21 protein-coding genes and 2 tRNA genes are annotated in these 25,177 nt (G+C 43.8%); 4 read left to right on the top strand and 19 right to left on the bottom strand.

Annotated elements, in window-relative coordinates; all coding sequences use genetic code 11:
* The first annotated feature begins 7 nt into the window (after positions 1 to 7).
* A complete protein-coding gene (carB, locus tag ACE1SE_RS02880; protein ID WP_374052562.1) occupies positions 8 to 3,232 on the top strand; it encodes a carbamoyl-phosphate synthase large subunit in 3,225 nt (1,074 codons plus the stop codon).
* Between the two features lie 91 nt (positions 3,233 to 3,323).
* Here carB and ACE1SE_RS02875 read toward each other — a convergent pair whose 3' ends face one another.
* From ACE1SE_RS02875 to ACE1SE_RS02795, 17 genes are all read right to left on the bottom strand, one after another.
* Positions 3,324 to 3,587, bottom strand: coding sequence for a helix-turn-helix domain-containing protein (locus tag ACE1SE_RS02875; RefSeq protein ID WP_317618135.1), 264 nt, complete (start codon positions 3,585 to 3,587; stop codon positions 3,324 to 3,326).
* A gap of 30 nt (positions 3,588 to 3,617) precedes the next feature.
* A complete protein-coding gene (locus ACE1SE_RS02870; RefSeq protein WP_374052561.1) occupies positions 3,618 to 4,448 on the bottom strand; it encodes an MrpH family fimbial adhesin in 831 nt (276 codons plus the stop codon).
* A 64-nt stretch (positions 4,449 to 4,512) separates the two neighbouring features.
* A complete protein-coding gene (locus ACE1SE_RS02865) occupies positions 4,513 to 5,076 on the bottom strand; it encodes a fimbrial protein (RefSeq protein WP_374052560.1) in 564 nt (187 codons plus the stop codon).
* A gap of 120 nt (positions 5,077 to 5,196) precedes the next feature.
* Positions 5,197 to 5,955 (bottom strand): fimbria/pilus periplasmic chaperone, encoded by a 759-nt coding sequence (locus ACE1SE_RS02860; protein ID WP_374052559.1) that lies wholly within the window; start codon positions 5,953 to 5,955, stop codon positions 5,197 to 5,199.
* 130 nt (positions 5,956 to 6,085) lie between these two features.
* Positions 6,086 to 8,746 carry an outer membrane usher protein gene (locus tag ACE1SE_RS02855; RefSeq protein ID WP_374053579.1) on the bottom strand — a complete coding sequence of 887 codons (2,661 nt, stop codon included), beginning with the start codon at positions 8,744 to 8,746 and terminating at the stop codon, positions 6,086 to 6,088.
* Between the two features lie 430 nt (positions 8,747 to 9,176).
* Positions 9,177 to 9,728, bottom strand: coding sequence for a fimbrial protein (locus ACE1SE_RS02850; protein ID WP_374052558.1), 552 nt, complete (start codon positions 9,726 to 9,728; stop codon positions 9,177 to 9,179).
* A 724-nt stretch (positions 9,729 to 10,452) separates the two neighbouring features.
* Positions 10,453 to 11,169, bottom strand: a complete 717-nt coding sequence (gene deoD, locus ACE1SE_RS02845; protein WP_374052557.1) for a purine-nucleoside phosphorylase — start codon at positions 11,167 to 11,169, stop codon at positions 10,453 to 10,455.
* Positions 11,170 to 11,242: 73 nt separating this feature from the next.
* On the bottom strand, positions 11,243 to 12,466 hold the full coding sequence (gene deoB, locus ACE1SE_RS02840) for a phosphopentomutase (RefSeq protein WP_374052556.1): 1,224 nt from the start codon (positions 12,464 to 12,466) through the stop codon (positions 11,243 to 11,245).
* A gap of 77 nt (positions 12,467 to 12,543) precedes the next feature.
* On the bottom strand, positions 12,544 to 13,905 hold the full coding sequence (gene deoA, locus ACE1SE_RS02835) for a thymidine phosphorylase (protein ID WP_374052555.1): 1,362 nt from the start codon (positions 13,903 to 13,905) through the stop codon (positions 12,544 to 12,546).
* 84 nt (positions 13,906 to 13,989) lie between these two features.
* A complete protein-coding gene (deoC, locus tag ACE1SE_RS02830; protein WP_374052554.1) occupies positions 13,990 to 14,769 on the bottom strand; it encodes a deoxyribose-phosphate aldolase in 780 nt (259 codons plus the stop codon).
* A gap of 108 nt (positions 14,770 to 14,877) precedes the next feature.
* The gene (locus ACE1SE_RS02825) at positions 14,878 to 16,143 is read right to left on the bottom strand and encodes a NupC/NupG family nucleoside CNT transporter (protein WP_374053578.1); all 1,266 of its coding nucleotides are present in this window, start codon (positions 16,141 to 16,143) and stop codon (positions 14,878 to 14,880) included.
* Between the two features lie 297 nt (positions 16,144 to 16,440).
* Positions 16,441 to 17,211, bottom strand: a complete 771-nt coding sequence (locus tag ACE1SE_RS02820; protein ID WP_374052553.1) for a TatD family hydrolase — start codon at positions 17,209 to 17,211, stop codon at positions 16,441 to 16,443.
* The gene (locus ACE1SE_RS02815) at positions 17,212 to 18,318 is read right to left on the bottom strand and encodes a patatin-like phospholipase family protein (protein ID WP_374052552.1); all 1,107 of its coding nucleotides are present in this window, start codon (positions 18,316 to 18,318) and stop codon (positions 17,212 to 17,214) included. It abuts the gene before it with no gap.
* 238 nt (positions 18,319 to 18,556) lie between these two features.
* A complete protein-coding gene (locus ACE1SE_RS02810; protein WP_374052551.1) occupies positions 18,557 to 18,958 on the bottom strand; it encodes a BON domain-containing protein in 402 nt (133 codons plus the stop codon).
* Between the two features lie 201 nt (positions 18,959 to 19,159).
* Complete coding sequence (gene prfC, locus ACE1SE_RS02805; RefSeq protein ID WP_374052550.1) at positions 19,160 to 20,749, bottom strand: peptide chain release factor 3; 1,590 nt, start codon at positions 20,747 to 20,749, stop codon at positions 19,160 to 19,162.
* A gap of 112 nt (positions 20,750 to 20,861) precedes the next feature.
* A complete protein-coding gene (rimI, locus tag ACE1SE_RS02800) occupies positions 20,862 to 21,338 on the bottom strand; it encodes a ribosomal protein S18-alanine N-acetyltransferase (RefSeq protein ID WP_374052549.1) in 477 nt (158 codons plus the stop codon).
* Positions 21,307 to 21,717: a DNA polymerase III subunit psi gene (locus ACE1SE_RS02795; RefSeq protein ID WP_374052548.1), complete on the bottom strand. Its 411-nt coding sequence runs from the start codon at positions 21,715 to 21,717 to the stop codon at positions 21,307 to 21,309. The genes rimI and ACE1SE_RS02795 overlap by 32 nt, the downstream gene beginning before the upstream one ends.
* A gap of 128 nt (positions 21,718 to 21,845) precedes the next feature.
* On the opposite strand from ACE1SE_RS02795, the gene rsmC reads away from it, so the two are divergent.
* The 3 genes from rsmC to ACE1SE_RS02780 all read left to right on the top strand — a co-directional run bounded on the left by rsmC (position 21,846) and on the right by ACE1SE_RS02780 (position 23,264).
* Entirely contained in the window at positions 21,846 to 22,859 is a 1,014-nt protein-coding gene (gene rsmC / locus ACE1SE_RS02790; RefSeq protein WP_374052547.1) for a 16S rRNA (guanine(1207)-N(2))-methyltransferase RsmC, read from the top strand.
* A 185-nt stretch (positions 22,860 to 23,044) separates the two neighbouring features.
* Positions 23,045 to 23,131, top strand: a tRNA-Leu gene (locus tag ACE1SE_RS02785).
* 46 nt (positions 23,132 to 23,177) lie between these two features.
* A tRNA-Leu gene (locus ACE1SE_RS02780) sits at positions 23,178 to 23,264 on the top strand.
* Between the two features lie 44 nt (positions 23,265 to 23,308).
* Here the strand turns inward: ACE1SE_RS02780 and ACE1SE_RS02775 are convergent.
* Both ACE1SE_RS02775 and phoA read right to left on the bottom strand, forming a co-directional pair.
* Complete coding sequence (locus ACE1SE_RS02775; protein WP_374052546.1) at positions 23,309 to 23,542, bottom strand: DUF1435 family protein; 234 nt, start codon at positions 23,540 to 23,542, stop codon at positions 23,309 to 23,311.
* A gap of 159 nt (positions 23,543 to 23,701) precedes the next feature.
* On the bottom strand, positions 23,702 to 25,126 hold the full coding sequence (gene phoA / locus ACE1SE_RS02770) for an alkaline phosphatase (RefSeq protein ID WP_374052545.1): 1,425 nt from the start codon (positions 25,124 to 25,126) through the stop codon (positions 23,702 to 23,704).
* Positions 25,127 to 25,177 lie beyond the last annotated feature (51 nt).

The raw sequence follows: 25,177 nt of genomic DNA, 5'->3' as shown, positions 1-25,177 counted from the left end.
GAAAAAAATGGCAAAACGTACTGATATTAAAAGTATCCTGATCTTAGGTGCTGGCCCAATTGTGATTGGCCAAGCTTGTGAATTTGACTACTCTGGCGCACAGGCTTGTAAGGCACTGAGAGAAGAAGGCTATCGCGTCATTCTGGTAAACTCGAACCCAGCAACGATAATGACCGATCCTGAAATGGCTGATGCAACTTATATCGAGCCGATCCATTGGGAAGTCGTGCGCAAAATCATTGAAAAAGAGCGCCCGGACGCCATCCTGCCAACAATGGGCGGGCAAACGGCACTAAATTGTGCATTGGAGCTGGAACGTCAGGGCGTACTGAAAGAATTTGGCGTCACCATGATTGGTGCAACCGCTGATGCCATTGATAAAGCAGAAGATCGCCAGCGTTTTGACAAGGCGATGAAAAAAATCGGCCTGGACACCGCTCGTTCTGGCATTGCCCACACGATGGAAGAAGCGTTGGCGGTAGCCGAAGAAGTCGGTTTTCCTTGTATTATCCGCCCTTCTTTTACTATGGGTGGAAGCGGTGGCGGTATCGCCTACAATCGTGAAGAATTTGAAGAAATCTGCGAACGCGGCTTAGACCTCTCTCCAACTAATGAATTGCTGATCGATGAATCCCTGATTGGCTGGAAAGAGTATGAGATGGAAGTAGTGCGGGATAAAAACGATAACTGCATTATCATCTGCTCCATTGAAAACTTCGATCCAATGGGTATCCATACCGGTGACTCCATCACCGTAGCGCCAGCACAGACACTGACCGACAAAGAATACCAAATCATGCGTAACGCTTCGATGGCGGTATTGCGTGAAATTGGCGTAGAAACCGGTGGTTCAAACGTTCAGTTTGCAGTGAATCCGAAAAATGGCCGTCTGATTGTCATTGAAATGAACCCACGAGTTTCCCGTTCATCAGCATTGGCTTCCAAGGCAACAGGTTTCCCAATCGCAAAAATCGCCGCAAAACTGGCGGTCGGTTATACCCTTGATGAATTGATGAATGACATCACGGGCGGACGCACCCCTGCGTCTTTTGAGCCTTCCATTGATTATGTTGTGACGAAAATTCCTCGCTTCAACTTTGAGAAATTTGCCGGCAGTAATGACCGTCTGACCACCCAGATGAAATCTGTTGGTGAAGTGATGGCGATTGGCCGTACTTTCCAGGAGTCCATGCAGAAAGCGCTGCGCGGTCTGGAAGTCGGCGCAACCGGATTTGATGCTAAAGTCAATCTGGATGATCCACAATCCCTGACCAAAATCCGTAGTGAATTGAAAGATGCAGGTGCTGAGCGTATTTGGTATATCGCTGATGCTTTCCGTGCTGGTATGTCCGTTGATGGACTCTTCAACCTGACCAATATCGACCGCTGGTTCTTGGTGCAAATTGAAGAGTTGATTCGTCTGGAAGAACACGTTGCAGAACAAGGTATTAACGGCCTGACCATTGATTTCTTGCGCCACCTGAAACGCAAAGGTTTTGCTGATGCGCGTCTGGCGAAACTGGTGGGAGTCTCTGGTAAAGAGATCCGTAAGCTACGCTATGACTACAACTTATACCCTGTTTATAAGCGTGTTGATACCTGTGCGGCAGAATTTGCTACCGATACTGCTTACATGTACTCCACATACGAAGATGAATGTGAAGCCAACCCGAACAACGATAAACCGAAAATCATGGTACTGGGCGGAGGCCCGAACCGCATCGGGCAAGGTATTGAGTTCGATTATTGCTGCGTACATGCTGCCCTGGCTCTGCGTGAAGATGGTTTTGAAACCATCATGGTGAACTGTAACCCAGAAACCGTTTCTACCGATTATGACACTTCCGATCGTCTTTATTTTGAACCTGTTACACTGGAAGACGTGCTGGAAATCGTGCGGGTTGAACAACCAAAAGGCGTTATCGTCCAATATGGCGGCCAGACGCCGCTGAAACTGGCTCGTGAACTGGAAGCCGCCGGTGTCCCTATTATCGGCACCAGCCCTGATGCCATTGATCGTGCAGAAGACCGTGAACGTTTCCAGCAAGCTGTTAATCGTCTTGGCCTGAAACAACCAGCCAATGCCACAGTATCCACTATCGAGCAGGCGGTTGAAAAAGGTAATGAGATTGGTTATCCGCTGGTCGTTCGTCCATCGTATGTGCTGGGTGGGCGTGCAATGGAAATCGTATACGATGAGTTAGACTTGCGCCGCTACTTCCAGACTGCGGTTAGCGTATCCAACGATGCTCCCGTCCTGCTGGATCGCTTCCTTGATGATGCTGTTGAAGTTGACGTGGATGCTATCTGTGATGGTGAACGTGTCCTGATTGGCGGCATTATGGAACATATCGAGCAAGCGGGTGTTCACTCCGGTGACTCAGCCTGTTCTTTGCCGGCTTATACCTTGAGCAAAGAAATTCAGGATGTTATGCGCCAGCAAGTTGAAAAACTGGCCTTTGAACTGCGTGTCCGCGGCCTGATGAACGTCCAGTTTGCGGTGAAAGATAACGAAGTTTATCTGATTGAAGTGAACCCACGCGCAGCACGTACCGTCCCATTTGTTTCCAAAGCAACGGGTATGCCGCTGGCAAAAATAGCGGCACGTGTGATGGCAGGCCAGTCTCTGCTTGAGCAAGGCACAATTGAAGAGATCATCCCACCTTACTACTCCGTGAAAGAAGTGGTACTGCCATTTAATAAATTCCCAGGTGTTGACCCAATTCTGGGACCAGAAATGCGTTCTACCGGTGAAGTAATGGGAGTTGGCCGAACCTTTGCCGAAGCCTTTTCAAAAGCAATGTTAGGCAGTAATTCGACCATGTGCAAAAAAGGCCGGGCACTACTGTCTGTACGCGAAGATGATAAAGAGCGCGTTGTTGATTTGGCCGCTAAATTACTTAAACATGGCTTTGAACTGGATGCAACGCACGGTACAGCGATTGTATTGGGTGAAGCAGGGATCAACCCACGTTTGGTGAACAAAGTTCATGAAGGACGCCCGCATATTCAGGACAGGATCAAAAATGGTGAATACGATTATATCGTTAATACTACTGCGGGTCGCCAGGCGATTGAAGATTCAAAACTGCTGCGTCGCAGCGCACTGCAATATAAAGTGCACTATGACACAACCCTGAATGGCGGCTTTGCAACCACGATGGCACTTAGCGCTGATCCTACTGAGCAGGTTATTTCTGTACAAGAAATGCATGCTAAGATTACTAAATAAAATAACCCTGCCATAAGATACCGCCATTTTTGGCGGTAAAAAAACAAAGCCATTCCTGAATTGGAATGGCTGCTATCAATATAAGCTCGTGTTACAAACCCAGTATTGTTTCCGCTACACAGGTATATTGATTATTCATATGAACCTTAGGGGGAGTAAAACAATCCTCTAAAAACCAGTTTGCGGGCGTTTCCAGGGCAATAGAAATAGCGACCAAATGCTCCAGACTGATTTTATTGGTTCCGCGTTCATAACGTGACAATTGCTGATGACTAACTCCAATTTTGTCTGCCAGCTCTGCTGCTGTCACTCCAATTTCTTTTCTTTTCATTTGGATTCTTTTTCCTACCAGCATACTGACTTGCATAATATCTTTACTCTCAATTTATAAATAAGTTAAATAAACTATTGCGGTACCTTCATATTTTCCGGCTTTCGGTGGTGTTAGTGTGTGCAATACTGACGTCAGTGTGAACTCATTGATCTCCCTTTTATTATCAATATTCACTTTATCTTCCGCATTTCTGTAATTAATCTGTAACGTCGAATATATTTGTTTATCGGAATCGAGATAAACTTTTTCTTCATTATTAGTTGATCTGGCATACAGCATAACCTTGCCGCCCTTAATAGCACATGTAATTTTACCCTCAATTGTTTTGGTCGCATTATTCACTTCTGTAGCAGTTAATTCCCCATAAGCAATTTCAGAAGGTAATTCAATTTTACAAACTTGGTTTGGGGGCGGCATTTTGTTGCAAGTGGAATTTGGAAATTGTTGAGACAAACCATATCCCTCTTTTATATCAGTTGTATAAAACAAACCGATACAATCCGCATCTATGGTCATGATGGTAAATGTTACCCGTTTAGGAATACCAAAGTTGAGTTTATAAGCTCGCATAACGTCAGCGGTTGTCCGATAATTACGTGCATCCAAACACACCTTTGCATCCACGCAAGAGCCGTACATTCCCGGCCGATGTCCACTCTTATACATCACATCTGGGCCAACATAGCATGCGGTATCTCCATAGCAAGGATTGGGTATCCCTTCTTCCTCTGTCCATGCAATGATTTCCATAGTCGTAATAGCTTGGTCTCCTGATGGGATCGTATCAACCGGCATAACATAAGCCCCACCATAAGCATGTGTGGCACTGACCAAAAACAACAGGGCTGCTAGCTTCAACAACGATTTTTTAATATGGCGCATAACTTATTTTCCAATAGCATCAAACTCTGATTAAAGATCGTGGATGAAAAACCAGTCAGCTTGACTAGTCGTAATTAACTTCAAAAGTCGCGATTGCAGTAAATGGACCAACACCAATCTTTTTTTCTTTAATAGCGCGGGGAGTAGCTTGTACATACGCCTGGAATGTAATCTTGTTATCTCTGCTATTAGCTAATAACGGGAATTCACTGGTTTTATTAAACGGCATCGGCGTACCATCAATTTTTTCCATACCAATGGCAATGCCATGAAGACGATCGTTGGATCTCACTGCCAGCAACCCCGGTAGCTCTTGACTCATCTCCCCCAAGAATTTGATCCTTAAACGTTTTATCATCTGAGGATCACAATCCTTTAAATACAGATAAAATGGCTCGCCCTTTGTACGATGCCTTAGATAAAGATCGCTGTTAAGAATGTTTCCAAAATCCACTTCTATATTTTGATCTTCTGTCTCAATCGAACAAGTAGGAGCAAGTACGGTTAGCGTAATTCTGACATCCCGACGCAGATTATCTTGTGCATATGCACTTTGCTGACTACCAATGCCGAAAAGAAACAGCATCGGCAATATATATCTGGATAATCTGATGATTAACGGATTCATTATTATTTACCCTACATTTATCCAATTATTTACCGAAAAAAACTCATCATAATTTCGGCTAACTCTACATTGATGCTCCGTCAACATCTGGATTGACGGAGTACCATCGGTACAATTCAATCAGTTCCCATTAGTCACAACTTTTATCACTGCACAGGTATTGCCACTACAGTTAAATGTTAACTGTGGACGTCCACCATAATCATTGACATAGGTCAGTACTGGTGTATTACCTAATGAGTTAGCGGTACCTCCAAGTTTCTCGCTACTTCTGGGAGCCAACATGAGAGGCTTAAACGCCTCTACGCTTTTACCATTTACCTTGTTTGAGGCTTCTGAAATAGTGATGTAATAAGGTGTTGGGTTATTCACCACATATTGATTACCTTCACGGGTTAGGGTGAGTTTTTCCTGCCAGGGATTATCAAGATCAATACGACGTGCAATCACAGCTTCCGGACGATAAAACAACTTTACGCGAGTCTGCAAAGCGATTTGCAGCACGTTTGATTTTTCACTGCGTGGTGGAATTTCACGTAAGTTGAAATAGAACAAACTTTCCCGATCTTGTGGCAATTGGGCTATCGCTGGCAGTGTTTGAATTTTGACCTGGCTCTTCGCTCCAGCTTCAACACGCTGTACTGGCGGGACAACTACAATCGGACCATTGATCTTATTTCCCTTATCATCTTCAATCCATGCCTGTGCCAAATAAGGCAAATCAAGATGCTGATTTTCAATGTTCAAGCTGACGGATTTCATATTTCCATTAAAAATTACGCGAGTGCGATCTAGCGCTATTGCCGCTGTTGCCTGATGAATTGGCATCAAACAACTTACCGTCATAGCGGTTATCATTAGAATATTTTTCAGTTTCATAGTGTCATTTACTCAAGCTCAAAAGAGATCCATGTTTATATTTGCTGCACTAGCTAATCGCCACATTTTTCAAATCAAATAAACATAATACTCTATTAAATAACGATTTTTCAGATCACTTCATTACAATTTACTTATCATCACCTGTTAAAAACCGGCAAGGTAACAAAAGTGAAGTTAAAGACTCTGACGTCATTTCATCTGGCACTGTAATCTCGCACTGAGATTGTCCATCCCAATACACTTGCAGTTTTTCACCCTGATTTATTCCACTCAGATAAGCATACCCATCATCACTGACAATTCCGATTTCACGCTGGGCAGAATTCAGGACAGAAGCACCAAAAGGTGGAAATGATCCGTCAGGTAACCGGATTATTGTCATCGCTTTAATTCCTGATATTACCTGGAATTTACGGTAACCAATTGCACCTTCCGTTAATGTTGCCTGTTGAACAGAACGCAGTGCCTCTACATCATCAGGTAAGTTATCTAAGTCAATATTTGCCCTGTTGCGATAGTAGTTATTCACATCGGCCAGCACAGCTTTACCAAAGTAGTTGGTATACACCGCTGAACCAAATCCCCGAATAGGCACATTGCTAACCCCTTCTGTATCTACCATCAAGCGCGTCGCGCCAGACATATTAGTACGGTGCAGTGCAGCCCCTTTTGCCGTTACAGTCACCCCACCTTGCAGGCCAAGGGCTGCCGTAGTATTGCCACCATCCCGATAACTGGCACTGGCAGTGAGCAACGTCTGGTCACCATAATGGTTGTAATAACCGTCAACTGATGCCCTGCCATCGATACTCGTACCCATTGAAACACGATAGTTATTGCGATCATCAATACGATCAAAATAACCCACTGTATGAGCATTGCCCTGACGATTGACCAACCCATTGTAGCTGACAGTGCCACTTTCTCCCCACGGAATGGAAAGATTCAGATACATGCCGTCATCTTTTTTATTGTCAAAATTGTTACGATAGGCTGACAGATTGACACTAATATTTTTATACCGCCCAATATCAAAATACTTGGATAAGGAAATGTTATAGCGATCGTTTGTTGGCCGATTCCAGTAAGTTTGATGGCTATAGTTAAAGTGGGCACTTAAACCAATATCTATAAATTGTTTGTTGAAAGTAATGGTATACATCTCTTTACCGCTATTAGAAAAAACGTTGCGATAGCGGCGATCGATATACTGCCCCATATTCATGAAATTGCGCTCAGAGAAACGATATCCGGCAAACGTCACCTGACTGTTATATTGATCAAAACGTTTCGAATAACTGAAACGATAAGATCCACCGGTGAGGTTTTTGTTTTCTCCCGGTAATCTTGCTCTTGATTCCGTCACATCAAACGACAGTGCACCAAACATCATCAAGTCGCGGCCGATCCCCAGTGACAGAGCGTTATAATCTCCCGCGGCTAAGAAACCGCCATACAGCGACCAACCGTTGTTAATTCCCCACGAAAATTCACCCAGACCGAACGCAGGCCCTTCACGACGATGCGTATCATTCGTGGTTTGACCACCAACAAATTTATACTGTACACGTCCGGGGCGGGTCAGATAAGGAATAGTCGCCGTATTAACCTGAAACTCTTGCACACCACCGTCTTGCTCTTCGACTCTGACATCCAGCGTTCCTACCACCGCATCACTAAGATCCTGAATACGGAACGGGCCAGAAGCGACCTGAGTTTCATACAGCACTCTCCCCTGTTGTCTAACCGTTACCTTGGCATTAGTCCGTGCTACACCTGTAACTTCAGGCGCATATCCACGTAAATTCGGGGGCAACATATTTTCATCAGTGACTAAACTGACCCCCGTATAGCGGAAACTATCGAAAATGCTGGAATTGAGGTAATCCTCACCCAATGTCAATTTCGCTTCCAGACGAGGGATCGCACGATACGCATAGTAACGGCTCCAATCCCAATCACGTTCTCTTCCACCATAAGAGACTGATTTATCAACACCCTGGTTTTTGAAACGGTTATATTTGGCCTGCCAATCAGCCCGAAAACGCCACTCCCCTAGATTCATGCCCGCTGTTCCGATAGCACTTATCTGTTGGCTACTACTCCCGTGAACAGGTTTAGAGGTTTGTGCATTAACGTTATAATCAAACAGTAATCCGGGTATCCCATTATCCCAACGAGCAGGGGGATCCCAGTCTGGTAAGTCATATTCCAGGTAAATTTTAGGTATGATTAGATAAAGCGTATAAGTAGCGAGATCACCTCTGGCTGATGTACCTGGCAACGTATTCAGATCAAGGCATTTGCCTTCATTCTGCCAACCTAATTTTTCTACCCACTGTTGCTTCAGTGCGATTTGTTTCACCAATTCAGGGGATATACACGCTTCACTGCCTGTTGGCTCATCAGGCGGTGCAATGAAATCGATAGAATAGGTATCCGGAAGTTCATGCTGATTCATCCGAACACTCATCATATAGTTACCCGGCATGATGTACCCTGCACGGGAAAATTTATCCAAATCAATATTGGCACGTTCATTGACATCCAGTGCACCAATATTGAATTCAATTGATGGTCTGGAATGAGTAACCTGAATGCCAGACAATGCAAACAGTATAAGAGCAAAAAGAGGATTAATTCCGAATAGTAAGTGCTCTGTTTTTATTTTATTAACTATTTTTTTTTGATTAATCACTTTATTTCTATTAAAGGTGTTTTTTCTATTACTGTTTGTCTTTTTATTACTGATTATTTTTTTATTATCAGATAAAAAATCATGATTCATAGAATCTGAAAACAAAGCCATAGCATCCTCTGAACAATGAATCGTTAATCATCCAGTTTGAATTTAGCCGCTACCTGACGCAACCAAGTCTGTAAGCGCACGGAATTCTTACCTCATACATGGCGTCATTAAAGTTCATCGATCTAAATTGAGGACTCTGACCGATACTGGGATTAGGTAAATAAAAAAGGGCATTTCAATTTACCGCTATAGGGATAGATTTGTTAATGACACAATCTGCTTACTCAAACATGAATAATATTGATTTACATCAATAAAACAGATCTTGTTACAGAATATTGTAGTCATACCTTACTGACACGTTATATCCCAGAAATACCCTAAATATATTATCAGGAAAGTCAAGGCTAGCAATTAAAGTGAATTTCCTGATATTCAAATAATAAAAATTATCAGATAGCTTGCAATATTATAGGTAGTTTAAAGTAAAGTTTGCGATAGCCGTGAAATCACCTGCTACGACTTTCGCAGTATTTCCACCTTCCTCTCCATCCTGACCTGTCTGACTTGTCAGACCTTTCAGATGTGCTGCGAAATTCAGGTCGTTGTTGCCATCATGCAGAGACATTGCGTCTGATTCTGTTCCCAAAGGAATCATTTTGTTACCGTGGTTAGTGATTACGATTGCTGCACCTTGTGCTGTACCTTCGATAGCCAGTAAACCTTTCTCACTTGCTTCTGGGCCAGTAAAGGTGGTTTTCACACTCTTTTTAGTCGCAGTATTACAACCTTCTAACTCAATTTTGAAAGCCTTAGAAGCTGAACGACCGCCCTTGTCCAGAGCCTGACTAGAAACGGCACCCATATCAACTTCGACATTGGTGTTTTTGATTGAGCAAGGCGCATCAATGATGGAACCTCTGAATTTAACTGTACCACTACCTTGGTTAGTTGCACTTGCAGCGCCAGCAGCTAAAGCCACACCAAAACCTACAACCATCGCTAATTTGTTCAGTTTCATAATTTTACTTATTCCTTTAATCAAAAAGTAGATATTCATAACCAAAGGGAAGCCGAAGCACAGAAATTAATTTCTGACACTTAGGCAAATGATTATTTAGTTTTTTGACAGAAATCATAACCAGTCAAAATAAACCAAACCGGCAATATCATTGTACATAATAAATCTTAAGTCAAATTTCAGCCGATAAATCTACTTATGATCCTTAACATCATATGAAATATGAATTTTTGCAAAAAAGTACGTATAATGAGTAGTATATTTTACTAATTATTTTTCAATTTTGGGTTATTCCCCTGAGTTATATCGAACAATGTTTAGTAATTTAGTATCTTAATTGGTGTTGTTTTATTGCTCTGTTTTATCTTCCTGAAAGACATGTGCATTTTATTATCCCGTTATAACCATAACATTTGGTTTTTATTATCATGATTATCTGGAACGTCAATATAAAATCAGGATATTTATCCAAACAACATAATTACCAAGCTAATTGTTAATTGAAAATATCACTAAAAAAAACCGTTCAAATGTTGTTAAGGTTATTATTTTTTTATTCGTTTTACAGTCAAATTAGAAGCAGGGACATGTCTATTAAATAAATAGCTAAAAACCATTCCCAATAATAGATATCAATTGGCATGTAATTTATAAAAAAAACCCTTTCCAATAACGGAAAGGGTCTGTAATTCTTTAATGAAAGACTAAAACTATTTACACTTTTTTAATTGTCACCCATCAGGATGGATTCAAGCGCAATCTCAATCATGTCGTTAAATGTATTTTGGCGCTCTTCAGCAGTGGTTTGTTCACCAGTACGAATATGGTCAGACACAGTACAAATCGTCAACGCTTTTGCCCCAAATTCAGCAGCCACACCGTAAATACCCGCGGCTTCCATTTCAACACCCAGAATGCCGTATTTTTCCATTACGTCGAACATTTGAGGATCTGGCGTATAAAACAGATCCACAGAGAAGATATTACCAACACGCACATTGACATCCTTTGCCTTCGCTGCATCCACTGCATTACGAACCAGATCAAAGTCAGCAATAGCAGCGAAGTCGTGATCTTTAAAACGCATGCGGTTTACTTTGGAATCAGTACATGCCCCCATACCGATCACAACATCACGGATTTTAACGTCTTTGCTGACTGCACCGCAGGAACCGATACGGATGATTTTTTTAACACCAAATTCAGTGATCAGCTCTTTGGCATAGATAGAACAGGATGGGATACCCATTCCATGACCCATAACAGAGATGCGGCGGCCTTTGTAAGTACCGGTGAAACCCAGCATACCGCGAACATTGTTAACTTGACGAGCATCTTCCAGAAAAGTTTCCGCAATGTATTTTGCACGCAGTGGGTCACCAGGCATCAAAACAACATCAGCAAAATCGCCCATCTCAGCATTAATATGTGGGGTGGCCATAAATTTATTTCCTTGTTTTTATTACGTATCAAAATAAATGAAAATGGGGAGCCCCTGAGGTCTCCGCCAAAACTTAAAACATCGCTTTACCATAATTCATTGGCGTCAGATCGAAGTATTTTGCCACTGTCTGACCCATATCAGCGAACGTTTCACGATGTCCTAGTGAGCCTGGTTTAACTTTAGGTCCGTAAACCAGAACCGGAACATGTTCACGGGTATGATCTGTTCCCGCCCAGGTTGGGTCACAACCATGGTCAGCGGTTAAGATCAGAATGTCATCTTCTTTAACCAATTTCAGCATTTCTGGTAAACGACGGTCGAACAACTCCAACGCTGCTGCGTAACCGGCGACATCACGGCGGTGACCGTATGAAGAATCAAAATCAACAAAGTTGGTAAATACAATAGTGTTATCTCCCGCCTGTTCCATTTCAATCAGCGAAGCATCAAACAGGGCATCAATGCCTGTCGCCTTGACCTTTTTGCTGATCCCTACATTCGCGTAGATATCTGCAATTTTGCCAATGGAAACCACTTCCCCCTGCTTTTCATCAAGTAGTTTTTTCAGGACAGTTGGGGCTGGTGGCTCAACGGCCAAATCATGACGGTTGCCAGTACGCTGGAAATTCCCGGCTTTCTCCCCCACAAATGGACGGGCAATAACGCGGCCAATGTTATATTCGCCAATATTCAACTCTTCACGAGCGATTTCACACAGCTCATACAGACGATCCAGGCCAAATGTCTCTTCATGGCAAGCAATCTGGAAAACAGAATCTGCAGAAGTATAGAAAATCGGTTTGCCGGTTTTCATGTGCTCTTCACCCAACTTGTCCAGAATAACGGTACCGGAAGAGTGACAGTTACCCAGATAACCAGGCAGATTTGCTCGTTCGACCAGTTTATCCAGCAATTCCTGTGGAAAGCTGTTTTCTTCGTCATGGAAATAACCCCAGTCAAACAGAACCGGAACGCCGGCAATTTCCCAGTGTCCTGACGGCGTGTCTTTACCAGAAGAAAGCTCACTCGCATAACCATAAGCGCCAATAATTTCGGCATCTTTATCCAGGCCAATCGGGAACGTTCCGCAAGATTCTTCTGCTGCCTTACCCAATCCCAAACGGCTCAGGTTTGGCAAATGTAGTGCTCCCTTACGACCAATATCAGCCTCACCAAGGGCACAGCGTTCTGCTATATGACCCAAAGTGTTAGATCCCTTGTCACCAAACTTTTCAGCATCAGCAGTTGCACCGATACCAAAGGAATCCAATACCATGATGAATATACGTTTCATAATTTTCTCCTGCGTCACTTCACGCTATCAATGCGGAAACTGCCAGCTATTAAAATCAATTTAAATGCTTGTATGATTTATCCACGGATATAACGATAAACCATCGGTGTAATGGCTTGTGTCTCGCTTTCCTTATCCTTAAAAACAAGAGCGTTACGTACGGCTTCTGCGGCTTCATGCCAAGCATGCTCACTATTGGCATGAATTATTGCCAAAGGAGTATCCGCGTTCACTTTTGTACCCAGCGCAACGATATCACTCAGCCCCACACTGTAATTAATCGGATCTGTCGCCTTACGACGCCCCCCACCCAATGCAACAACAGACATTCCTAAGGTTCGGGTATTCATTTCTGCAACGATGTAATTTTTTCCCGCTAACATCTGTTCAGCGAATACCTCTCCAGCTAATACTGGCTTGATGAATTCTGCAATCGGCAGGTAGCGGGTATAATTTTCAACAAAATCAACAGGCCCTTTCTGCGCTGCCACCATGCGACCGAATGTTTCCGCCGCCCTGCCACTGTCCAGTGCTGCCTGTAATTTATGGTATGCATCGTCACGATCAATAGCCAGATTACCTGACACCAGCATTTCAGCAGACAATGCCATGGTGACTTCAAGTAACCGAGGGTTACGGTATTCCCCCGTCAAGAATTGGACGGCTTCCCGCACTTCCAAAGCATTACCCGCGCTGGATGCCAAAACTTGATTCATATCCGTCAACAGTGCAGTGGTTTTGCACCCCGCGCCATTAGCGACTTCAACGATGGCTTCGGCCAGCCGTTCCGATTGTTCGTAGGTCGGCATAAATGCCCCAGACCCCACTTTCACATCCATGACCAAAGCATCCAGCCCTTCGGCTAATTTTTTACCCAAGATAGAAGCCGTAATCAAAGGGACAGAATCAACGGTCGCCGTAATATCACGTGTCGCATAAAAGCGTTTATCCGCAGGTGCCAGCGAACTTGTTTGTCCGATAATGGCAATACCTACATCGCGAATAATATCGCGGAAACGGCGCTCATCGGGGAAAATATCAAAACCGGGAATGGATTCTAATTTATCCAGCGTTCCTCCGGTATGCCCCAAGCCACGTCCCGATATCATCGGTACATATCCCCCGCAAGCCGCCACCATTGGGCCAAGCATCAGGGAAGTGACATCTCCCACACCGCCCGTCGAGTGTTTATCGACAATCGGACCGGGTAAATTCAATGGTTTCCAGTCTAAAACTGTACCAGAATCACGCATCGCTAATGTCAGTGCGACACGTTCATCCATCGTCATGTCATGGAAATAGATAGTCATTGCCAGTGCAGCAATCTGCCCTTCGGAAACCGTATTATCGCGGACGCCGTTAATAAAGAAGCGGATCTCTTCTTCATTCAATGGATGACCATCACGTTTTTTGCGGATAATTTCCTGTGCCAGAAACAAAGCTACCTCCCAATCATTATTATCTGAAAAGAATGGCAGTAATGCACACTATCTTATCGTGTGTGCAATTAGTCATTATTGATCTCAATAACCCCGACTCTGTTTTTGACTCTGGTGTCCAAGAGTAGTCAGCAAACTACCCAACAAACTGGAAGCACCGAAACGGAAATGACGGGAATCAACCCATTTGTTTCCCAAAATACGTTCTGCCAACGCCAAATATTGTGCCGCTTCTTCGCTAGTCCGTACACCGCCTGCCGGTTTAAAACCAACGCTATCACCTACGCCCATATCACGGATCACACTCAGCATAAGTTCGGCACTTTCCAGCGTGGCATTAACAGGCACCTTACCTGTTGAGGTTTTGATGAAATCCGCTCCAGCCTTAATGGAAATTTCAGATGCCTTGCGAATCAAAGCCGCTTCTTTTAATTCACCCGTTTCAATGATGACTTTTAGCCAGACGCCTGATTCAGCGCAGGCCGTTTTACAGGCTGTTATCAAATCAAAACCAATTTGCTCATTACCGGCCATCAAGGCGCGATAAGGAAACACAACATCCACTTCATCAGCACCATAAGCTATGGCAGCACGAGTCTCAGCCAGTGCAATGTCGATATCATCATTACCATGTGGGAAGTTAGTCACCGTGGCAATGCGAATATCAGGGGTTCCCTGTTCGCGTAATACCTTACGTGCCATAGGAATAAAACGTGGGTAGATACAGATAGCTGCCGTCTGTCCGGCAGGGCTGTTTGCCTGACGACAAAGTGCTGCCACTTTTTCATCTGTATCATCATCATTAAGTGTAGTTAAATCCATCAAACCCAGCGCACGCTGAGCGGCGGCAGTTAAATCAGTCATAAAACTCTCCAACGGTATTATTATCGTCACTGAATCAGACAACAGACTTAAAACAAAAGCAGGTGAGAAATCTCACCTGCATTCAATTTAATATAGACTTCCTGCGTCTTACAACGAGAGGAAAAATCCGGCAATTGTTGCACTCATCAAGTTAGAGAGTGAACCCGCCAATACAGCTTTCAAGCCAAAACGGGCAATGTCACCGCGACGGTTTGGAGCCATACCACCTAAGCCGCCCAGCAGGATCGCGACAGAAGACAAGTTAGCGAAGCCACACAGAGCAAAAGAGATAATCGCTTTAGTATGATCTGAGAGTACTTGCAGACCTGCTGCCTGAACGACATCATCCGCTTTCAGATATTCCCCAAAGTTCATAAATGCCACGAACTCGTTGACCACTAATTTCTGCCCGATAAAAGAACCCGCAATTGTTGCTTCATTCCACGGAATACCGATCAGGTAGGCGATTGGTGCAAAGACCCAACCCAAAATCAGTTCCATAGATAATTGAGGATAATCAAACCAGCCGCCGATACCCCCTAAGATACCGTTCAGCAACGCAATCAATGCGGTGAAGGCCAACAGCATGGCGCCAACATTCAGGGCCAACTGCATACCCGATGCCGCACCCGATGCCGCAGCATCAATAACGTTTGCAGGGCGCTCTTCCGCTGCAACCAACGACATGGCATCAGCCGTATCATGGGTTTTTTCTGTTTCCGGCACGATCAATTTCGCAAACAGCAAACCACCTGGGGCTGCCATAAATGAAGCCGCAATCAGGTATTCCAACGGAACACCCATAGATGCATAGCCCGCCAGAACTGAACCCGCAACGGAAGCCAGACCACCACACATGACGGCAAACAGCTCAGACTGGGTCATGGTCGCAATATATGGACGCACAACCAGAGGAGCTTCGGTTTGACCTACGAAGATATTCGCAGTCGCAGACAAAGATTCAGTTCGTGATGTTCCCAATATTTTCTGCAAGCCACCACCCAATATTTTAATGATGAGTTGCATAATGCCCATGTAATACAGCACTGCAATAAGTGATGAGAAGAAAACAATCACGGGCAAAACACGCAGGGCAAAGATAAAGCCGCCGCCGCCAAATAATTCAAACATTTTGTCGGAAACCAGTCCGCCAAAAATAAAATCTGTCCCTTTTTGCCCATATCCAATCACATTGGAAACACCTGCTGACATTCCTTCCAGAATGTCTTTACCGGCTGGTACGTAAAGTACAAATGCCCCAACAGCAACCTGAATCAGAAAGGCGCCCAGGACAGTGCGGATTTTAATAGCTCGATAATTACTGGAAAAAAGTACTGCGATAAAAACCAGCACTACCATCCCGATCAGGCTCATAAGGAGTTGCATTGGAAGAATCCCTGTTCACTGAATAAATAATAAGAAAATATGTCAGTTATTCGATAAGTTCCTACTGACATTGTGTGCGAGCCGATTATACCTAGGACTAAAAAAGAACAAGCAACTAACATCACAAATTAATGTCGCAAAAAGTAATATAAAAATTAAAAATGAGATATACATCACATAAATCCATCTAATTTCGATGGGATTAGATAATTTGATGGAGGAAAAGGTGAAAAACAGAATAAACAGACAAGAAATACAAGTTAAACATTATTAATATGTTATGAGTCAACTCAGTGCAAATAGGATCATACTGTTTTGGTAAATTTGATTGGCAATTTCATCTGACGGCTCTCGACGCAACTCACACAATGTGGAAAAAATTTGTGCAACTCTTTCTGGTCGATTTGGCTGCCCCTGAAATCCCGATAACGGCATATCAGGCGCATCCGTTTCCAATACCAAAGATGACAGAGGTAGTTGTGCGATAGTGTTACGTGTTTTTTGAGCTCTGTCGTAGGTAATTGTTCCACCAACACCAATGTAAAATCCCTGGCGAATAAAGGCTTGAGCCTGAGATAAACTCCCCGCAAAACCATGAATAACCCCTGCTCGTGGTAACTTGTGTTTTCTCAAAATTGCCGCCAATTGATCATGGCTTTTTCTGGAATGGAGGATCACAGGTAGATCATATTGTTTAGCAAGTTTTAGCTGCACTCCTAACATGCTTTTCTGCTTTTCAAACTGCGGCTCTGGCATATAAAGGTCAAGGCCGATTTCACCTACTGCCACGCATTTGGCCTCTTTTTCCTGTAGTTTTTGCTCTAACTCATCCAAATGCACCTTTTGGTGTTCAGCAATATAGAGTGGATGTAAACCAAATGCGGCATAAATCGGAGAATAAGCCTCAGCCAACGCAGAAACTCTCTGGAAGTTTGTTTGACTTATTGTCGGAACGATAATTTTTTCCACGCCCATTTGGCGGGCTTGTTGCAGACTCGCGATTTCATCATCAGCAAAAGGAGGAAAATCAAAATGGCAATGTGTATCAATAAGCATTTAGTCCAACTTATCCATCATGAGAGTTCCTGATGGCTCTACCACTTCAGGCACAGGGGATTCCACCGGCGGGCAGTGATTGCCGCTGTTCAGGAAATGGTTTCGCCGAAAGCAGTTGTGGTCAGAACTTAACCCTGTACGACACACACCATAACTCTTACGTTCTGTATACCCAAATGTTCCTTCAACAAAAGTATGCCCAATCGTTGCCAGAAAATATCGTCCACAACGCCGCCCTAAATGATAATCCTGATTTAACGCACTGAGCCGACTGCCTAAAGCCATTGTTGCCAATGGTGCTGGTGGATAAATTTCGAAGATTTGCACATCATCCGGTGGATTTTCGATAAATTTCTGGGTTCGACGGTAACTTTGTGCATGAAGGTTAAGCATCTTGACCATTTTTTGCAAACTACTAACCTCTAACCAGCGCTCCATACGCTTGAACCACTGAGGCGTATAGTAAAGCTGTGAAGGCACTGTGCGAATCACAACGATAGTATCCGCTCCCCGACGATAGGCCTCCTGCACTGGGATCGCATCACAAATACCACCATCTTGATAAACCACATCACCAAGAGTAACGCCGTTACGATAAAACCCCGGAATAGCGCTTGAGGCCTTGATAATATCCATCCAATTTTTGCCATCTGGATGCAGGTAACTTGGCTCAAAATTATCCGATCGGCAAGCACACATGTAGAATTCGCGTCCGGCATCAAACTGACGCATTGCGACAGAAAGATTGAGTGGTAACTGATCTGATATGGTATCAACATACCAATCTAAATCGATCAAATGCCCACCGCGTACAAAGCGCAATGGATTAAAAAAAGCGGGATCGGTTGTATAACGGTTGATTACCTTACGTGCATACCCCCTCTGACCACAAATATAGGCAGAAAGGTTTTGCGCTCCCGCAGATGTCCCAAGGAACAGCTCAAACGGATTAAAACCAAGACGGAGAAATTCATCCAAAACACCGGCGGTAAAAATACCTCGCTGACCACCACCTTCACAAACGAGAGCAATTTTCCCAGGTTTGATCTGTGACTTATAAGCTAAAGGCTCAATATTACCCAATGTTATTGAAATATGTTTCCCCACTCTTCTCTCTCTCTGAAAGCTGCCGAATATCTATCAGTATATCGTTGCTCAAGCAACTTACTTGTAATATTTTTATAAAAAGTGAAGAAATAAAGCATCAATCGTTAAATTGATATGAGAATAGCAAGTTACCAGAATGTCGCCAGCGAATGAATAATCTCGTCACTTAACAAGATATTATTTGAGGAAAAGAAGCAGAAAGAGTGGCTATTATCAGCCACTCTATTCACAATGTCTGTTATTTTTTAATCTCTATCGTGCTTTTTACTGATTTAACACCTTTTATTCCATGAACAATCTTAGCTATTTTCGCCGCTTGATGTTTGTTTTTGACAAAACCGGCAAGATGGACAACGCCTTTTGCCGTTTTCACCGAAATGTCATGACTATTTATACCCTTATGTTCCAGCAATTTTTCTTTCACTTTTGCTGTAATGGCACTATCGTCTAAATAAACATCTGCTTTTTGCAAGGAGTTATCAATTTTTTTCCCCGCGCTGTCTATAGATTTATCGATTTGTTGCCCTGTATTCTCCAACGTTTTTCCCACAGAAAGATCCGCTGCCAGAACACTACTACTAGCCAATACCGAGCCCAGGACAACAGCCAGTAGTGAATGTGTAAACTTGATTTTTTTCATCCTACCACCTTTTTAACTTCAGCTTGAACTATCATTAAGGCAGTATGTCAATTAGACAAACGTGATAAAATCAGATTTACAAAAAACAACGTATATTTTCATTAACTCGGAGAATTATTCTTCTATTACCATGCATAGATTACCATGCATAGCAGAATATAAAGAATAAGGGCCAACCGAATAGCTGGCCCTGAAAAGATATTAATGTTCCCGTGTTTTACGGAAGGAAACATCAGGATAGCGCTCACTGGTTAAGTTTAGATTGACCATGGTTGGTGCAATGTAAGTTAAATTATCACCACCATCGAGAGCCAGATTCTGCTCATTTTTACGCTTAAACTCTTCCAATTTCTTCGCATCGCCGCACTCTACCCAGCGAGCTGTAGAAACGTTAACCGGCTCATACAGCGCTTCAACGTTGTATTCGCTCTTCAAACGGGCAACAACTACGTCGAACTGAAGCACACCCACCGCTCCGACGATCAGGTCGTTATTGGATAGCGGACGGAATACCTGTACAGCGCCTTCTTCTGATAATTGCACCAGACCTTTCAACAACTGTTTCTGCTTCAACGGATCACGCAGACGAATACGGCGGAACAATTCAGGTGCAAAGTTAGGGATACCGGTAAACTTCAACTCCTCGCCTTGGGTAAAGGTATCACCAATCTGAATGGTGCCATGATTATGCAGACCGATAATGTCCCCTGGATAAGCGTGCTCGACATGAGAGCGATCCCCTGCCATAAAGGTCAGTGCATCAGAAATGACAACATCTTTCTTAATGCGAACCTGGCGCAGTTTCATGCCTTTTTCATATTTACCGGAAACAACGCGCAAAAATGCTACACGGTCACGGTGTTTCGGGTCCATATTCGCCTGAATTTTGAAAACAAAACCGGTGAATTTCTCTTCGCTGGCTGGCACTTCACGCGCATCAGCCTGACGTGGCATTGGAGTTGGAGCCCATTTAACCAGGCCATCCAGCATATGATCAACACCAAAGTTACCCAATGCAGTACCAAAGAAAACCGGCGTTAATTCTCCCTGTAAAAAGGCTTCCTGATCAAATTCATGGGATGCGCCTTTGACGAGTTCCAGCTCTTCGCGCAATTGGTTCGCCAGATCTTCACCCACAGCCGCATCCAATTCAGGGTTGTCCACTCCTTTGATAACACGAACTTCCTGAATGGTATGCCCTTGGCCTGATTGGTACAGATAAGTTTCATCAAGGTAGAGGTGATAGACGCCTTTAAAGTATTTACCACAGCCGATTGGCCATGTGATTGGGCTACAGGCAATATTCAGCTCATTTTCCACTTCATCCATGAGTTCCATTGGATCACGAATATCACGATCGAGCTTGTTCATGAATGTCAGGATCGGCGTATCACGCAGGCGTGTCACTTCCATCAACTTACGGGTACGATCCTCAACCCCTTTCGCGGCATCAATAACCATCAAACAGCAGTCAACGGCAGTCAACGTACGGTAAGTATCTTCCGAGAAGTCTTCGTGTCCTGGGGTATCCAGTAAGTTAACCAAACAGTCAGCATAGGGAAACTGCATCACGGAAGTGGTAATGGAAATACCACGCTGTTTTTCCATCTCCATCCAGTCTGATTTAGCGTGTTGGTTGGAGCCTCGACCCTTTACCGTTCCCGCTTTCTGGATCGCCTGTCCGAACAGTAATACTTTTTCGGTAATGGTTGTTTTACCCGCATCCGGGTGAGAAATTATTGCAAAAGTGCGCCGTTTCGCGACTTCCTGCTGAAATGAGGAATTTGACATCAATTAGAATCTTCTGGTTGGTAGGCGGATTGATATCACTTGAAAAGCGCCTCAATCCGTCGTGTTAGTCGTGATTGGCGCTTATTTTCGCTGAACTTGGATTTATAAACAATCAGTGATTTTGGGACTTATTATCCAAATCGACTTCAAACAACGGCAATGCCATAATAATGGCATCTTCCTTACCTGTCGCAGTCGGGTAATAATTCTTGCGGATAGAAACTTCATTGAAACCCATCTCTTCGTACAAACGAATAGCCGCCTGATTAGAGCGTCGAACCTCAAGCCACAATGTATTGATCTGTTTTTCAGGTAATATATTAATGAGATGCGTCAATAATGCCCTGCCATATCCCCGTGATTGATATTCAGGATGAATAGCAATATTAAATAGTGTTGCTTCATCCATGACATACTGCGTTATCGCAAAACCGATAATCTGGTCATTCTGCGATATCTTATAGTTGAGATAACGTTCCCCCTGATTGGAGTAAAAGGTTTTTTCACTCCACGCAAAAGCATGACTGGCCTGCTCTATTTGAAATGCTGCGGGAAGATCAACGGGAGTTAATAGAGAAATATTCTTCATAATGGTAAATTTGTTGCCAAAGAGCGCGTTTTGCATTCCCATCAAGAGATAAATCATTTAATGCCGGGCTTCTCAAAGAAATCCCTTGTACTGGTAAGGTAATATCAACCCCCAGCAGCCAGCTTGGGCAGTGGATTGATTCCGAAAGTAGCTCAACATCTTTGGTCGTGATGCAATATACCGATGAGGCATCGATCCCCATGGCTGTAAAAACATCAGCAAACAATGAATGACTTAAGTCAATGTGATCATGGCTAATGATCAATAGACGGGTTGAATCAGGGATGAGGACAGATAATTCACCTTGCAAAGCCATTGGGCTACGCAAAACCCATTGGGTGATCCCCAACCGGGAGAGTAATCTGTCACGCTTTGTCATCGTGTTTTATTCCATCTGCCATAAAAAATAACAGGTAATATATTATCAGAGGGCTTAGCTCTGCGCCAACCAGCCGTCAGCACTGCCCGCTGATATTCAGATAAAGATTTATAAGGAGCTATACATAGATGTCAGTACTAACCCCAGCCAGTGAAGTTATCCTGCGCCATCATGAACAATTTCGCTCTCGTCATCTGCTCTTTGCCGGTGATCTTCAGGATAACCTGGCAACGGAAATCGAAGCTGCAAGTGTGCGTGTGCATACTAACCAATATCACCACTGGCAATCCCTGATCCGCCAGCTTGGTGACAATACCTGGTTTGGCCTTGTAGCGGACAGCGCATTTATCAGAGGGTGTGATACGCTGATTTATTATTGGCCAAAAAGCAAACAAGAAGCGCGTTTTCAACTACGCAGTCTATTTTCTATCCTGCCATCCGGTACTGATATCTTTATTGTGGGTGAAAACCGTAGCGGTGTACGCAGTATTGATAAGTTAATGGAAGGCATCGCTACTTTCCGCAAAATTGATACAGCACGCCGTTGTAGCCTGTTTTACGGTCAATTGAAAGACCAGGTTCAATTTGACCAAAACAATTGGTGGAACAGTTATCAGGTGGGAGATGTCACCGTCAATACGCTGCCCGGCGTATTTAGCCAGGATGATTTGGATATCGGCAGTCGTCTGCTGCTTTCTACTTTCGATGCCCCTATCGCTGGCAGTCTGCTGGATATGGCTTGTGGTGCCGGAGTATTGGCTAGCGTATTGGGTAAAAAGAACCCCGACTTGTCCCTGACATTGAGTGATGTCAATGCTGCCGCCATCGTATCCAGTAAGGCGACCCTGCAAGCCAATAAGCTGAAAGGCAATGTAGTCACAAGTAATGTATATTCTGCCATTGAAGAAAAATTTGACTGGATCATTTCTAATCCTCCCTTCCATGATGGCCTGAAAACCAACCTGGCGGCGGCTGAAGATATGATCCGTATGGCTCCAAACTATCTGAAATCCGGTGGTAAATTGCGGATCGTTGCAAACGCTTTCTTACCTTATCCTAATCTGCTGGATAAGACCTTTGGCCGCCATGAAGTCATTGCACAAACAGGTAAATTCAAAGTATATCAAGCGACTAAAAAATAATTGAGGCAGAAAACGCAATTCCTCTGTTGCCTGCCCTAATTCAACGGGCAGGTAATATCTGTTGACATCGACATGCTGATTTTTACACCAATCACACATTTTCCCCTAAATAATGATTGACGCCAGCCATAAAATCTCTAGAATGCGCCCCCATGCTATTCGTTTAAGCGATAGTATCTGAATACGCGAGGGTGGCGGAATTGGTAGACGCGCTAGCTTCAGGTGTTAGTGTTCTTACGGACGTGGGGGTTCAAGTCCCCCCCTTCGCACCAAATCAGATAGCTATCGATTAAACAAACTAGATAAATGGCAGTACCTGCGAGGGTGGCGGAATTGGTAGACGCGCTAGCTTCAGGTGTTAGTGTCCTTACGGACGTGGGGGTTCAAGTCCCCCCCTTCGCACCACTGTTACATTTCTCTTCTCTTTATCATTATTTCCCCAATCTTCCTTAATGTCTCAGGTAGCGCAAACAAGCGAATAAGCTGCATATAACGGCAATGCCGGCAGGTATCAATAGAAAATGACGTGCATTACGATGCAATAATAGAACAAGTGTCAGCAGCATGGCTCCTTGAATAACAAACTTAAATTGTTCTATTCCTGCACCGACTATTTCCAGCACTGACATAACCACTACTGATGCGATCAAGCTGGATAACAGTAATCCCCAAAATCCCGTCATACCTTATCCCGTCATGCCTTGGCAAAAAAACAGCTTTAAATTCCACTTTGCGCTAAACATAGTAGCCACCCACTAACAATAATGATTCTCAATACCCTATATGGTAGCGAATTAATCACAAGTTGAAAGTCAATGACAGGGATTATGAGCAAGATATGATTATTTTAACGCCATTGCATCACGTATGGTAAAGAACAGATCGGTCTGATCGGTCAAACCGACAACATTGGCTGCGTGTGGGCCATAAGCGGCAACACGTAGCTGTGTACCGGTATGCTCCTGTCTATCTCCTTCCGAATTACCATAGTTCACGGTCATGACTGCGCCATCTTTTGTAATCAGCGATCGAGTCAAGCCGGGTGATTTGACATCAGGCTCAATGATTTGGCTAGCATGCGCATGATCGGCAGTCACAATCACCAGAGTATCACCATGCTCTTTGGCAAACTTAAGGCCAGCTTGTACAGCCTTATCCAAGGCTACTGTTTCACCAATTTGTGCACAAGGGTTGGCATTATGATCCTGTTTATCAATCGAAGCACTTTCCACTTGCAGGAAAAAACCATTTTTATTCTTTTTCAGTAAATCAATCGCCTTTTCTGTCATTTGCTCCAATGTAGGTGCGTCAGGATCTAATTTAGCATTCACTGCACATTTCACTGGCTTTTCATTGATATTACCGTGATAAACCGCTTTTGGCCCTTCCCAGACGACATCCATATTTCCATCATGGAATAAGCCTAACAAGGGTTGTTGTTGATTGGCATCTTTGATGGATGCCAATGACTTCGCATCTGTTACCCATTGGTATCCCTGCTCCAAAGCCTGTTGCTGCAATGTTTTCCCTTTATTGACGCCAGATCTCGATTGCTGGGTAAACGATTTTGCACCACCTCCCAAGGTGACATCCGCACGGGCAGTCAGCAATTGTTCAGTAATAGAGCCTTTACCTCCATTTTCCAGAGCATCTGTGGCGCAATACTTTGAAGTTTCTTTAGGGCCGTAGCAGTTACGATGCGTAATATGGGCGTATAAAGCCGCTGGGGTTGCATCCTGAATTTCGGCTGTGGTGATATTTCCCGTTGCCTTGCCGTTCTTTTTAGCCAGCTCTAAAAGAGATTGATGAGGGTTACCAAAGACATCGATTCCCAACGCCCCATTATAAGTTTTTACTCCTGTTGCCCAGGCTGTGGCAGAAGCCGCTGAATCTGTAACATAATTGGGTTTCTTCGTTTTCTTGTCTAATGAGTAGTGGGTATATTGCCCCGTGAATGGCAAGGCATCTATCCCTTTAAAGAATCCACCTGCACCTTCGGCATAATTACGAGCAATGGTAATTTCAGAATCCCCCATACCATCGCCGATAAACAAGATCACATTTTTAGCTTTGTTATTGTTCAATGCAGCCTTAAGCGTTTCAGTTTGATCTTGGGTGAAACGGCGAGCACCACCAAATTCGGTAATATTGCCTTGGGCTGCACGCTGTTGCGCCATAATGTGATTTGCCCATACAGGCACTGTAAATCCTGACATCAATACAGCAACTACCGCAGCAAGCAGATTTTTCTCATAATTACGCGACATAGGATTTTCCTTGCAATCGGATGAATAAAATAAAAAATCATCACATTGAGT

Origin of the sequence: Xenorhabdus taiwanensis (genome assembly GCF_036512875.1) — a bacterium.
Classification (GTDB): domain Bacteria; phylum Pseudomonadota; class Gammaproteobacteria; order Enterobacterales; family Enterobacteriaceae; genus Xenorhabdus; species Xenorhabdus taiwanensis.
Note: the sequence above shows the minus strand (reverse complement) of the source record. Positions and strands in the feature narration are given on the sequence as shown.